Annotated in this window: 8 protein-coding genes; 2 read left to right on the forward strand and 6 right to left on the reverse strand. The window is 41.4% G+C overall.

All coding sequences use genetic code 11. The features are described 5' to 3' along the window. Window positions 1-63 precede the first annotated feature (63 nt). Window positions 64-2,070: a methyl-accepting chemotaxis protein gene (locus CXF88_RS03790; RefSeq protein WP_101085460.1), complete on the forward strand. Its 2,007-nt coding sequence runs from the start codon at window positions 64-66 to the stop codon at window positions 2,068-2,070. A gap of 245 nt (window positions 2,071-2,315) precedes the next feature. Here the strand turns inward: CXF88_RS03790 and CXF88_RS03795 are convergent, their stop codons facing one another. From CXF88_RS03795 to purL, 6 genes are all read right to left on the reverse strand, one after another. Next, a complete protein-coding gene (locus tag CXF88_RS03795; protein ID WP_101085462.1) occupies window positions 2,316-2,765 on the reverse strand; it encodes a host attachment protein in 450 nt (149 codons plus the stop codon). Between the two features lie 363 nt (window positions 2,766-3,128). Then, on the reverse strand, window positions 3,129-3,239 hold the full coding sequence (gene cydX, locus CXF88_RS03800) for a cytochrome bd-I oxidase subunit CydX (RefSeq protein WP_011636618.1): 111 nt from the start codon (window positions 3,237-3,239) through the stop codon (window positions 3,129-3,131). A 17-nt stretch (window positions 3,240-3,256) separates the two neighbouring features. Further along, window positions 3,257-4,396 carry a cytochrome d ubiquinol oxidase subunit II gene (cydB, locus tag CXF88_RS03805; RefSeq protein ID WP_101085464.1) on the reverse strand — a complete coding sequence of 380 codons (1,140 nt, stop codon included), beginning with the start codon at window positions 4,394-4,396 and terminating at the stop codon, window positions 3,257-3,259. A 15-nt stretch (window positions 4,397-4,411) separates the two neighbouring features. Beyond that, window positions 4,412-5,968 (reverse strand): cytochrome ubiquinol oxidase subunit I, encoded by a 1,557-nt coding sequence (locus CXF88_RS03810; protein ID WP_101085466.1) that lies wholly within the window; start codon window positions 5,966-5,968, stop codon window positions 4,412-4,414. Between the two features lie 1,086 nt (window positions 5,969-7,054). Beyond that, window positions 7,055-8,374: an IS4 family transposase gene (locus tag CXF88_RS03820; RefSeq protein ID WP_101085470.1), complete on the reverse strand. Its 1,320-nt coding sequence runs from the start codon at window positions 8,372-8,374 to the stop codon at window positions 7,055-7,057. A gap of 165 nt (window positions 8,375-8,539) precedes the next feature. Next, window positions 8,540-12,421, reverse strand: a complete 3,882-nt coding sequence (purL, locus tag CXF88_RS03825) for a phosphoribosylformylglycinamidine synthase (protein WP_101085473.1) — start codon at window positions 12,419-12,421, stop codon at window positions 8,540-8,542. 354 nt (window positions 12,422-12,775) lie between these two features. On the opposite strand from purL, the gene mltF reads away from it, so the two are divergent. Beyond that, window positions 12,776-14,206, forward strand: a complete 1,431-nt coding sequence (mltF, locus tag CXF88_RS03830; RefSeq protein WP_101085475.1) for a membrane-bound lytic murein transglycosylase MltF — start codon at window positions 12,776-12,778, stop codon at window positions 14,204-14,206. Window positions 14,207-14,385: the final 179 nt, after the last annotated feature.

Consider the following 14,385-nt stretch of genomic DNA (forward strand, 5'->3'; position numbering starts at 1 on the left):
CATTTAAACTCGTATACCTACCTATTGAAAATTAATTGTCATAATAATTATGGAATAGTGCATATGAATTATAAAAATTGGCCTATAGCAAAACAAATTGGCTCACTTGCCATATTGTCTTCTATCGTTATCTTTACCGCTATGTCTTGGTTTTCCTATCAATCGGCATCCACTGTATTGCATGACAAAGCAATTCAAGCGATTAAATCACAAATGCACAGTAATACTCATTTAATTGAACTGCAGTTCAACAGTATGCTGGACTTAGCTAAACGAAATGCCGATGTTCTGCGTACCTTATATCCAGGACAATTCTTGATAGAAGATCGCACCGTTGAGGTGTTAGGAATTAAGACCCCTGTACTAGTCCATGATAATGAGCAAATTAACAATTCAAATAATAACGTAGATCACTTTTCGAAGCTTACAGGCGGAGTCGCTACGATATTTGCTCGCGATAATGATGATTTTGTTCGTGTATCAACATCACTTAAAAAAGCAGATGGTAATCGTGCATTAGGGACGTATTTAGGTATTACGCATCCCGGTTATCAGCGTTTGGTTAAAGGCGAAGAGTATGAAGGCTACGCCAAGCTTTTTGGTAAAGACTACATGACAATTTATCGCCCAGTAAAAGATCCCAATGGCAAAGTTATCGCTATTCTTTTTATCGGTTTTGATATCACCCGATCTGTTGCACAAATCCAAAACTCACTTAAACAACTGACTCTTGAAGAATCAGGTTCGTATGTCATCATCCGAAACTCTGATCAACAGATTATCTCTCATCGTGAGTTAACATCAGAAGAACCATATAATGAAACATTGCTCGATGGCCTATCGCTTGAACAGGCACTCACAGATAAAGGGAGTTGGGTTTACAGCTCCTTGTCTAATCAAGAAATGTATTCCTATTCCGTATATATTCCCGGTTGGAATTGGACTTTGGTCGGTTTCGTTCCTGAAAAGGAATTGAGTGATGAAAGCTTAGGCATGTTAAAAATTAACGCCATATTGGCATTGCTAGGCGTAGTTATTATTTCCGTTTTACTTTTTAATGTCATTAATCGTGCAATTAAGCCATTAAAGAACCTACAGAGGCAAATAGCTAAATTAGGCCAAGGGGATCTTTCACAAACTTTCGAACAATGCCCTCAAGACAGCCACAATGAAGTTGATCACATCACGATAAGTGTGGCCCAAACGGCTGCAAGTTTAGCAGGATTAATTGAGTCGTTAAAACAGTCTGTCAGCAGCTTAGAAAGCCAAGCAATTCTTAGCCAACAAACATCAAAATTGAATGGTAATGAGGCAAAATCACTGTTAAACCAAACAGAACAGATTGCGACAGCTATCGAAGAAATGTCTTCTTCTATTAAAGATGTAGCGCAGAATTCGAGTCAAGTTGCCCAGCAGGCGCAAGAAATTGATGGCGCATCAAACCAAGGACATACACAGTTAACTCAGGCGGTTACAGAACTACAATCCTTGCGTGAACAACTTATTCAAAGTCAAAAAAATATTGAAAGCGTCAACAATGAAACTCAAGCCATCAGTCAGGTTACTGAAGTCATTAACGGAATTGCAGACCAAACTAATTTACTCGCCTTAAATGCCGCAATTGAAGCAGCCAGAGCGGGTGACCAAGGTCGTGGCTTTGCTGTTGTTGCTGATGAAGTTCGCTCATTAGCACAAAGAACACAACGTTCAATTAGTGAGATAGGTACGACTATTAACAAATTACAACAGCAGGTAGAACACACAGCAACACAAATGATCCAGTGTCAGCAACTGGGTGAGTCATCAGCGGTACAAGCTGATACAGTTAATAATCAACTCACACTGATTAATCATAATATCGGTGAAATGGCAATATTCTCATCTAGTATTGCCAGTGCCACCAAACAGCAAAGTACGGTAGCAGATGAAGTGTCACGCAGCTTACATACTATTTCTACACTTGCACAAAATAGTGATGAACGGGCAACAAAAGCGGTAAGTGATTCAGAGCAATTAACCAAACTTGCGCACAGTATCAAACAACAAATAGGTGTATTTAAAGTAGTTTAACTAAGTGGGATTTTAGCAGACCAGTACTCAAACTACTGAGTGCTGGTTAATTATCTTAATCGCTTAGTTGAGCAACGATAATCGTCACAACGAGGATTTGCGACTTAGGTAATACAGGTTCATGCTTAATGTTATTTCACGACAGTAGTTTACGACAAAAAACAAAAATATCCCATTAAGCTGCCGACATATGAATTAAGAATGATGACAGCTTAATAAACGAACCTAATTATCTAAATTTCAGCTTATGTGGCTAAGCTAGGTAAGATAATTGGCAGCTGACCTCTAATCGAGTCGATGTCCTGCTTTACAATATCTTTATCTATTTCCAGCGTAACAACTTTAGTGACGTTAGTGCTCATTTCTTTGCGTAAGTTACCTAGAAAATGAGGTGCGGCAACAACAATCAATTGGCTAAATTTGTGCGCATTATATTCAGCCTCAAGGTATCGACAAATCTCCCTAGCAAATTCGACAGCCTCATTCTTTTTAGGCTCTGTTTTCCCCCCGACAGAATGATGACTATTGGTTGCTCCTCCAGCCTGACGGCCTGGTAGATCTGAGGTTAGTTCCTGTTCATGCTGCTGTGCTTCGGGATGGATCATACTCTTAATCTCAATTAATGTAGATTTTGCTGTTTCTGCGTTAAATAGACGTGCATGTGCGCTATCCGCGACTAAAATCCAACTACTCATTATATATCTCCCGTTAAGTGCATTACTAACAAATTGCCATGTTCAAAAAACAAACAATTAGCGTTAATTAATTATAGACAATATTTCTGTTAACACTTGGGAATTGAACTGTATTTCCTGGTATCTTTGAATAAAAATCTTACTTAGCAGTGCCGAGTGTACTACATATTTTTTGGGCTTTTTAAAAGGCGGCGACTGAACATAAAATTGGCTTTGTTAACAGCCACTAAGTAACAAGCTAATGAGTGCTAGATTGAGTCATAAGTTAAAACCGGTCGATTTTAGTTTTGTAAACAAGATGAGTAGCCAATAAAAAACCGCTTTATTACTAAAGCGGTTTTTTTATATCAAACGATATAACGTTTATAGTTCGTTGTTACGATCCATATTTTCAGTATTCTCAAGCCATAACGCGTTGATGATACCGAATGAACACGCTAACAATACCCCTAAAATCCACGCAAAATACCACATAGACGTTGCTCCTTAATTTAGTAAAGTGAGCTTTTGTTGTTTTCAACATACTCACGATTTAAGCGGCCGTACATCTTGTAGTAAGTCCAAATGGTGTAACTTAATACTGTAGGTACGAAGATAATAGCGGCAACGGTCATCACTTTTAGTGACATTTGGCTGGCTGTAGCATCCCACATTGTTAAGCTGACATTAGGTTCTAATGATGAAGGCATAACAAATGGGAACATTGCTGCACCACAGGTTAAAATGACACTAGCAACCGCAAGCGAACTGAAAAAGAACGCAAATCCACTACGATTTAAACGACTGGCAAAAATCACCAATATTGGCATTAATAATCCTAACACCGGGAATAACATGGTAAGAGGATATTTATCATAGTTGGTTAACCAAGCACCCGCTTCAACCGCCACTGTCTTAGTAGTTGGATTTGACGGGCCAGCAAGGTCAAGGGCTGAGGTAATAACATAACCATCAATACCGTTTACAAGCCAAACACCAGCTGCACCAAATAGAACCACTAATAAACCACCACAAACTTGCGATACTTTAGCACTTCTAACCCGCAGCTCTCCGTCGGTCTTCATTTGTAACCATGTAGAACCTTGCATTATCACCATAGTGACACTCACAAGACCGGCTAATAAACCAAACGGATTCAATAAACCCAACAGACCGCCATGATAAGTAGCACGTAGATATTCATCAAAGTTAAATGGTACGCCTTGAAGCAGGTTACCAAACGCCACACCAATGATTAACGGTGGTACAAAACTGCCGACAAATAATGCTCTATCCCATGACTTACGCCATCTTGGATCTTCAATTTTAGAACGATAATCAAAACCGACTGGACGTAAAAACAATGCAAATAGCACTAGCATCATTGCCACATAAAAGCCTGAAAACGATACCGCGTAGACCATAGGCCAAGCAGCAAATAACGCGCCACCAGCCGTCACTAGCCATACTTGGTTACCGTCCCAATGTGGTGCGATAGTGTTAATCATAATACGGCGTTCAGTATCATCTTTACCAATAACGGGTAACAATATACCTACGCCCATATCAAAGCCATCTGTCACGGTGAAACCAATAAACAGCACGCCGATTAACGCCCACCAAATAAATCTTAATACTTCATAATCAAACATAATCAGGTCCTCAGATTAAGCATCTTGGTTTTCGAAATGATAACGACCGGTCTTTAAGCTGCTTGGACCAAGACGAGCAAACTTATACATCAAGTAAGCTTCTATCACCAACAGGATGGTATAGAACACCGTAATCGAAATAATACTGAACCAAAGATCCGCCGTCGTTAAACTAGACGCCGACATGAATGTTGGCAGCACTTCAGAAATGGTCCAAGGTTGGCGACCAAACTCTGACACAAACCAACCAGCTTCAATGGCTACCCATGGAAGTGGCAAACTGTAAAGAGCAGCACGAAGTACCCACTTTTTCTCGGCGATTTGATGACGAGTGCTTTGCCAGAAGGCTGCAGCAAACACCAATAGCATTATCACCCCAGAGCCAACCATTAAGCGGAAACTCCAGAACATAGGGGCTACAGTAGGAATTGAGTCATAAGACGCTGCAATAATTTGCTCTTCAGTCGCATCAACCACTTTGTCGGTATAACGCTTAAGCAAGAAACCATAACCCAGGTCGATTTTGGTTGCTTCAAATTGCTCTCTAACCTCAACCGATTTATCACCTGCACGTAATTTTTCAAGTAAAGCATACGCAACCATACCGTTACGAATTCGTACTTCGTGATCTTTAATAAGATCCTTAATACCGGTTACTTCTCCATCTAAAGAACGTGTCGCAATGATACCCATCGCATATGGGATCTTAACGGCGTAATCCGTGTGCATAGTTTCTTGGTTAGGGAAACCAAATGCCGTAAAGGCTGCTGGTGCAGGTTCAGTGTGCCATTCAGCTTCAATTGCCGCTAATTTAACACGTTGCACTTCACCGACTTCATAACCCGATTCATCGCCTAACACGATGACTGATAAAATGGATGCCATACCAAAGCTTGCTGCAATAGCGAATGAGCGACGAGCAAAAGGTAAATCTCGGCCTTTCAATATGTAATATGAGCTAATGGCAAGTACAAACATGGCACCGGCAACATAACCAGATGCGACGGTATGAACAAACTTAACTTGCGCGACGGGGTTAAATACCACTTCGGCAAAATTGGTCATTTCCATACGCATAGTTTCGTAGTTAAACACCGAACCCACTGGATTTTGCATCCAACCATTGGCGATCAAAATCCATAAAGCTGACATATTAGAGCCAAGAGCGACAAGCCAAGTGACGACTAAATGTTGGCGTTTGCTGAAACGATCCCAACCAAAAAAGAACATCCCGACTAACGTAGACTCAAGGAAGAACGCCATTAAGCCTTCAATCGCCAGAGGCGCGCCAAAAATGTCACCTACGTAATGAGAATAGTAGGACCAGTTAGTACCAAACTGGAACTCCATCGCTAAACCCGTTGTTACGCCTAAGGCAAAGTTAATCCCAAACAACTTACCCCAAAATTTAGTCATGTCTTTATAAACTTGCTTATTGGTCATCACATACAGTGATTCCATAATCGCAAGAATAAAGGCTAAACCTAGGGTGAGTGGAACAAATAAAAAATGATACATGGCTGTCAGCGCAAATTGAAAACGCGATAGCTCAACGACCTCTTCGATAATCATTGGCGACTCCTTACTTCAGTACAACCAAATACGACATAGCAACACTCGGTTACCATAATGATGATGTTATACCTGAAAACGGTAATATTGAAGCAGTGGACAACTCACCAAAGAGTGAAAAATGATAAATTAATCTATTTGCCTGTGTTTTCAAGTCCAGTCCTAAACGCCCTATATCTTACGGTATAATGGCTTGGTAGATCATATTTTTTAATCAAAAATGTGATAAGCATTAGATTATTTGCATGAATAATTTTTTGACTTAAAAAATCAGTCCTTTACAGTCGATCTCACACCTATTCGATGCACATTTGATGTCAGATGGATCACAACTCAACAAGAAACTTGTGGTATTCGTTGTAATAAAAATTGTACAACCATCGACCCCCTATCTTGAGGTATTGACAAAAAATGGATAATTGCTAGGAATAAAAAGCAAGCATGTATTATTTTTGACAAAACACCCTGCTCACTCAGATTGTTAATAAAAAGTAGTTAAATACACAAAAAATTAATATTAGATAAATATTTCTATAATTAACAATACACCATGATATACATAACGCACTGTTTAAATTAAGTATAAGTAAATTTATTTTAAAAATTAAATTAAAATAATACAATAATTCATTAAATAAACTAATGCCAAACATCATTTTTTCTCGTTTGAGCATACATTAGTTCAATTGTATAATTTGCGCACAATTAAGAAGACGAACACTAAGTAGTGCAATGAGTCGTTGTCTTAATTCCAGTGACCTAACCTAGAGAGAATGTGCTATGACTCAATTATTCGAACATATTGCCAACTTGTACAAACGTGTTTTTACTGAAATGTTTACTGCTAAAGAAGTGAAATAAGCGAGCTCACGTTTTTATCTATACCGTGTTTAGTGAATGTTTTTGTTAGCGCAGAAATAATATTAAGCGGTAATCGTTATGATCCAAGGATAACGAATCAGAAAACCCCATAGAATAAATCTATGGGGTTTTTCTTTATCACCACAACATAAAATCAGCAGCGGTAAACAAATTGAAACCAATAAAAAAGGCGACTCAAAGGAGTTAATGCTATTCGGATAAGCATTACTGTTTATATTTAAGTGGATAACGGCTAGGTATATAGAGCACTGAGCGTGGATACGTTCGGTGCTTTCTTTTATCTGGAAGGATAAAGTGTTTTATATCGGCTCGCATTTGCTTAAGTTTCGCTGGCAGCTTTCCATCTGGTGATAAAGCAAGCCACCTTAATTGTGTATCTATCAAGCTTATTGCCGCGGTAAAACTGATACGGGTTGGCGCAACTTTAGCTTCCTTTGCTATCGCTGTCATTTCTAAACGAACCAGATTATAAGCGATAAGCACTCCCCACAATTCTTGCTTAACACCTTCAACAAATTTGCTTCGTAACGTCACCTTGCTTTGTAGCTGGGTTTGCTTAAGTTCACCGTATCCTTCTTCTATTTCCCAGCGTTGCCAGTAGATATTAAGTAGCTTGTCCAGCGGATACTTAACGGGATCAACCAATGAGGTGACGAAGCCTTTTATTTCACCTTTTGGCTCTTGATAAGCAATAAAACGGGCACGCCATGTTTCGGGAAGCTCGGGGTTTTTCTTTCTCGCTTGGGGAGAGACTGGCATATCAATGAGCAAATCATTATTCGCAAACTCTTCGACCACCTCGTAACGCATTTTTGACTTTACGGGTGTCAGCCAATGTCGCTGTACTCCAGAGCTTTGCCAATTGACTAATAAGTCAGCAGAGAAATAACAACGGTCAAATAGGGTTAAGGAGTTATCAGGTGTATCTTGAACTAAACGCTGTGCGAGTGTGATCTCTCCTACGTGACAACCATCAAAGGCAGCACCTAATACCATTCTGGTTTCAGTAGATATAAGGCTGACTAATCGAAGTTGAGGATAGGGTTTGTGTGTTTTTGAAATAAAACCAAACTCATTGGCATTTTCTTCAGAGTCTTGGCAACGAAACACCGTTCCATCAACGGCAAGAGTGGTAAGCCCTAGTGTATTTTGGTCCCCTAACGCTTGCTCAAGCCAGGCTGATATAGTGGATTTAAATAAGTAAGACATTGGGGCTTCACCTAAGCGTCGTCGGCAATCCGTCAATACACTCGGTGCTACACGAGACCAGGTGGAGTCTCCAGATTGAAGTGCTATATCCATCGAGCTACAGACTTCTTTGATGGACTGGTTACGTATTAATCCCATCCAAAGCACTAGCCAGACTGCCTGCTGCGCAGGCAGACGGCGATTACGGATACTCGCCTTGTTAGCTGAAAGGAGTGATTGTTCGATCCACTCAGAATCAATAGCCTCCATTACAGAACCATAAGACCCACTTTCTTCAACAGACTCATGAACTAATTCAAGCTCTTGCTCAAACATAAAAAATCCCCACCAGAATACTGGTAGGGATTATCTTTCATCTGCAAGATCGGTCAAGTGCCCTTAAACGATCGGCATTGACTCAAAGGAGTCGCCTTTTGCTTTAGAAATTAAGTGTTTTAGCTAAATCAAGTGCTTTAGCTAAACTAAAAATTTAATTTGCGATTAGCCGATTTTCACTCGTGCATTACGGAACATGCGCATCCATGGGCTATCTTCACCCCAGTTATCTGGATGCCATGAATTAGCAACAGTTCTAAATACTCGTTCAGGATGCGGCATCATAATGGTTACGCGACCATCAGTGGTACAAATACCCGTTAAGCCATTGGCAGAACCATTTGGGTTTTCTGGGTACTGGGTCGCAATTTGACCATGGCCATCAACATAGCGCAGTGCAATAGTGCCCGATGCTTCTGCATTTGCTAACGCTTGAGCATTGGCAAATTCAACTAAGCCTTCACCATGCGATACTGCGATAGGCATACGAGAACCGACCATGCCTTCAAAAAATACCGATGGATTTTGTTGCACTTCAACCAAACTGAATCGAGCTTCAAAACGCTCTGAGCGGTTACGCACAAAACGCGGCCAATGCTCACTTCCTGGAATAATTTCTTTCAGATTAGATAACATCTGACAACCATTACACACGCCAAGGGCGATGCTTGAATCACGTTCGAAGAAACGGCTAAACTCATCGCGAGCACGGTCATTAAACAGAATCGACTTAGCCCAACCTTCACCAGCACCTAACACGTCACCATATGAGAATCCGCCACAAGCCACTAGGCCTTGGAATTCTTCAAGGCTAATACGGCCAGATAAAATGTCCGACATGTGCACGTCGCGGCTTTCAAAACCGGCACGGTCAAAAGCGGCTGCCATTTCAACATGAGAGTTAACGCCCTGCTCACGTAAAATAGCCATTTTAGGGGCAGCGCCTTTAAGAATATAAGGTGCAGCCACATCTTCACTTGGATTAAAGCCCAATTTAACCGTTAAACCTGGCGCATCAGCTTGTTGTTTAAGCTCATACTCTTCACGCGCACATTCTGGGTTGTCACGTAGCGCTTGCATGCGATAGGTTGTTTCTGACCATAAGGTACGCAGTGCAGTACGGCTGTCAGCAAATATCACTCGCTCGCCATCGTTAATGCTAATCTTGTCTGCCGCTTGTAAGCCACCAATGTGATGACACGTGACACCTTTAGCCTCAAATTGTGCAGCAATGGCTTTGGCATCAACAGCTCTGACTTGAATTACAGCACCAATTTCTTCGTTAAATAAACGCTCTAAATCAGTACCATTCAAGCTGGCTAAATCAATCATTAACCCGGTATTACCAGCAAAAGCCATTTCCACTAAGGTGGTAAATAAACCGCCGTCGCTACGGTCGTGATAAGCCATAACCGCTTGCTCGGCGACTAACTGCTGCATCACTTCAAAAAAGCCCGCTAAGTTAGCGGTTTTATCTAATGTGGGTGCAATATCGCCTAACTCACTATAAACCTGCGCTAAACAAGAACCGCCTAAACGATTTTGGCCATTGCTTAAGTCCAGCATTAATAATGCACTGTCACCTTTATCATCACGAAGTTGCGGCGTTACCGTTTTACGAATGTCTTGCACCACACCAAAAGCAGTGATGACTAACGACATAGGCGATGTGACAGTTTTCTGAGTACCATTTTCTTCCCATGCGGTTTTCATTGACATGGAGTCTTTACCGACAGGAATCGTGATACCAAGTTCAGGACAAAGGTCTTCACCAATCGCTTTAACCGCCTGGTATAAACCCGCATCTTCGCCTGGGTGACCCGCTGGAGACATCCAGTTAGCAGAAAGCTTAATACGCTTGAACGAGCCAATGTCAGTACCGGCAATGTTCATAATCGATTCGGCAACTGCCATACGAGCAGAGGCGTCAAAGTCGAGTAATGCTAACGGAGTACGCTCACCCATCGACATCGCTTCACCGCAGTAACTGTCATAACTTGATGCGGTTACTGCACAGTCGGCAACAGGAACCTGCCATGGACCCACCATTTGGTCGCGATTAACTAAACCAGTGACGGAGCGATCACCTATGGTGATAAGGAAGGTTTTGTCAGCCACGGTTGGCAAGGTTAAAATGCGCTTAACGGCATCTTTTAGCTCAATTTTAGTTTGATCTAACGCTGGCGATACTGCTTTGGCAGTCACCACATCACGGCTCATTTTAGGCGCTTTACCTAATAAAACTTCAAGCGGTAAATCAATCGGCTTGTTATTAAAGTGACTGTCGGCAAGCGTTAAATGCATCTCTGCAGTTGCTTCACCAACCACCGCAAATGGCGCGCGTTCACGGGCACAAATATCAGCAAATTGTTGTAAGTTCTCTGGTGCAACCGATAACACATAACGCTCTTGAGATTCATTACACCAAATTTCAAGCGGGCTCATGCCTGGCTCGTCAGAAGGAACATTACGTAAATTGAATACCCCACCGCGATCAGCATCATTCACTAACTCAGGGAACGCATTAGATAATCCACCAGCGCCCACATCGTGAATAAATTGAATTGGGTTGGTGTCACCTAACTGCCAGCAGCGGTCGATAACTTCCTGACAACGACGTTCCATTTCTGGGTTTTCACGTTGTACAGAGGCAAAATCTAAATCTTCGCTAGACTGACCAGACGCCATAGAAGATGCGGCGCCGCCACCTAAGCCAATGTTCATTGCCGGTCCACCAAGCACAATAAGCTTAGCGCCAACGGTAATCTCACCTTTTTGAACGTGTTCTTCTCGGATATTGCCTAAGCCACCGGCAATCATAATCGGCTTATGATAACCACGCACTTCAACGCCATTGTGGCTAGAGACTAATTGCTCGTAGGTGCGGAAATAACCGGTAATGGCAGGACGACCAAATTCATTGTTAAATGCTGCGCCGCCAAGAGGGCCTTCGAGCATGATTTCTAACGGAGTGACGATACGATCTGGCTTACCGTAATCCCCTTCCCATGGTTGTACAAAACCAGGAATTTTCAAGTTAGAAACAGTAAAACCAGATAAACCCGCTTTAGGTTTAGAACCTCGGCCAGTAGCACCCTCATCGCGAATTTCACCACCAGAACCAGTAGCAGCACCAGGATATGGGCTAATAGCGGTAGGATGATTGTGAGTTTCTACTTTCATCAATATATGCATTGGTTCGGTGTGATAGTTATAAACACCATCGGGATCAGGGAAAAAACGACCCGCTACCGGACCCGTCATCACTGCGGCATTATCTTTGTAAGCTGATAACACGTAATCGGGCGTGACTTCAAAAGTGTTTTTAATCATTTTGAACAATGATTTTGGCTGTACTTCGCCATCGATTGTCCAATCTGCATTGAAAATTTTGTGGCGACAATGTTCCGAGTTTGCTTGAGCAAACATCATTAGTTCGATGTCGTTAGGGTTACGCTTTAAACGAACAAAATTTTCAATTAAATAGTCAATTTCATCATCGGCAAGGGCCAAGCCTAGCTTAATATTGGCCACTTCTAAGGCGCGGCGGCCTTCAGCAAGAATATTTACACTGCTAAATTTTGCTGGTTCTGTACGAGCAAATAATATTTCAGCAGCTTCAAACGCCGGCAGCATGACTTCGACCATGCGGTCATGTAATAAACCTTGCAGTAGTTTTTGCTGCTCGGCTGTTAATACTGACGCTTCTACATAATAAGCAATACCACGCTCAAGACGGTTAACTTTGCCTAAGCCACAGTTGTGGGCAATATCAGTTGCTTTAGAAGACCAAGGAGAAATAGTGCCAGGACGAGGAGTAACAAACAGTAAAGTGCCTTGTGGGGCATGAGACTCAATAGCTGGGCCATAAGTAAGAATAGTTTCTAACTGTAGACGTTCATTATCATCTAGTGGTTCACTCAAATTGGCTAAATGTACATATTCAGCATAAATTTGCGATACAGGAAGCGCTGCGTTTTCGCAAGCCTCCATGAGTTTTTGAACTCTAAATGCAGATAGTGCTGGGGCTCCGCGAATGATTTCCATCACGTCTATTCACCTTATAATATAGGAGGATCAGAATTGGCGCTATTATAGGGAATTGCACACTACAAATCACCTTCAAGCGCAGGTGAAAACAGTGTTTCCTGATAGGGAAAATATCCCATTCAAGTAATGCTAAAATGAATAACATAAACACTTTACCTTTTAACAAAAAACAACCACTAAATGCTGCTTATTTACTCAACTATAGGCGTTTAGGAAAACTACTGATAAAGTAAGCAAAAAATAAGCTAACTCCCCTACATATTTAAAGGCTATTCAACCGGTATTTCATTCGTTTTTACACATCATTCTGGTGACATTAACGAAACAACTTAAGATAACCAATTAATAAATATGATCAAAACCTTATTCATAATCTTACTTTGCGGGATATTATCCGCCTGTCAACCTGTTGATATTCAAGATGTTGATATTGCCGCCCCCGCACCTAAGCGTACCGTATTAAAGGTAGGGACATTATATGGCCCGCAGATTTATCTTAATTCAGAACAGGGTGAAAGCGGATTCGACTTCGAAATGGCGCAGCGCTTTGCTGACTATTTAGCCGTTCCTTTAGAAATGATCCCGTACACCAATCGCAAGCTATTATTCGCGGCATTAAAAGAAAACAAGATTGATATTATTGCGGCTGGCATCGCTAAAACCCCTAACCGTAGTCAACAATTTAAGCTCGGACCCACCTTATATAAAGTCAACCAAGTGTTGGTTTATAAGGAAGGCACTCCGGAGCCCAAAGATATTAGTACTCTGTCAGGTGAAATTACTGTCATGGCTAACTCATCTTCAGTCAATACCTTAACCAAATTACAAAAAGACTATCCTGAGTTGATGTGGAATCAAGTCAACGACAAAGACAATGAAGAACTGTTTGCATTAATTGCCAACGGTGAATTGAACTACACCATTTCAGATTCAAATAGTTTATTGATCAATCAGCGTTTTTTACCTGAACTACGCGCGGGGATGATTTTAGAAGAAAAGGTCGAAGTGGTGTGGCTATTACCGCCTAATAACAGCGACCGTTTAATGAGTAAACTATTGGCTTTTTGGCATAAAGAAAGGCGTGCGGGTACGCTGGAGCATTTAAACGAGAAGTATTTTGGCCATGTTAAGCGTTTTGATTACGTTGACACTCGTGCCTTTATCCGCGCAATTGATAACATCCTGCCCGAATATCGTAGTTTTTTCGAGCAGTATTCTGGAGAGTTAGATTGGCGTAAATTAGCGGCTGCTAGTTATCAAGAATCACACTGGAACCCGAGTGCTCGCTCACCTACAGGGGTGAGAGGTATGATGATGCTAACCCAACCTACAGCGGCTTATGTTGGTGTAGATGATCGCTTAGATGCAGAACAAAGTATACGTGGTGGGGCATTTTATTTAAAAGACATGATGGAGAGATTGCCTGACACCATCTCTGAAGCTCAACGGATCTGGTTCGCACTGGCTTCCTATAATATCGGTTTAGGTCATGTTGAAGATGCACGACGATTAACTGAATCAATGGGAATGGATCCTAGCGCATGGCGTGATGTCAAAAAAGTATTACCTTTGCTGCAACAATCTAAATATTATAAACAAACTCGATATGGTTATGCCCGTGGTAGCGAAGCTGTTCATTATGTTGACAGTATTCGTCGTTATTACGACACCTTAGTGTGGATCGATAATCAAACCCAAAAGTTGGAGATTATTGAAGAACCTCAACAAATTGAAATCATTGCTGAAGACGCTTCAAAAAATATCCATGAAGCAGCACACTAATTATTGTGCTGACACGCTTATCGTCATAAACCTGACCGATAATCGTCACGAATATAAGGTACTATGGTGCTGAATTTATCGTAAGAAAGCATTCTGCTAAAGTATGCGGTTTATCAGTAACCTCGATGAGGTTAGCCAATATTAAGGGATCACGGTATGAGAAGAAGAGCTATAAGCAA

Source organism: Shewanella sp. ALD9, assembly GCF_002836315.1.
Classification (GTDB): Bacteria; Pseudomonadota; Gammaproteobacteria; order Enterobacterales; family Shewanellaceae; genus Shewanella.

Coding starts and splice junctions, on each gene's coding strand:
- CXF88_RS03790 (WP_101085460.1), top strand. CDS start 64: ATGAATTATAAAAATTGGCCTATAGCAAAACAAATTGGCTCACTTGCC.
- purL (WP_101085473.1), bottom strand. CDS start 12,421: ATGGAAATCATTCGCGGAGCCCCAGCACTATCTGCATTTAGAGTTCAA.
- mltF (WP_101085475.1), top strand. CDS start 12,776: ATGATCAAAACCTTATTCATAATCTTACTTTGCGGGATATTATCCGCC.
- cydX (WP_011636618.1), bottom strand. CDS start 3,239: ATGTGGTATTTTGCGTGGATTTTAGGGGTATTGTTAGCGTGTTCATTC.
- CXF88_RS03795 (WP_101085462.1), bottom strand. CDS start 2,765: ATGAGTAGTTGGATTTTAGTCGCGGATAGCGCACATGCACGTCTATTT.
- cydB (WP_101085464.1), bottom strand. CDS start 4,396: ATGTTTGATTATGAAGTATTAAGATTTATTTGGTGGGCGTTAATCGGC.
- CXF88_RS03810 (WP_101085466.1), bottom strand. CDS start 5,968: ATGATTATCGAAGAGGTCGTTGAGCTATCGCGTTTTCAATTTGCGCTG.
- CXF88_RS03820 (WP_101085470.1), bottom strand. CDS start 8,374: ATGTTTGAGCAAGAGCTTGAATTAGTTCATGAGTCTGTTGAAGAAAGT.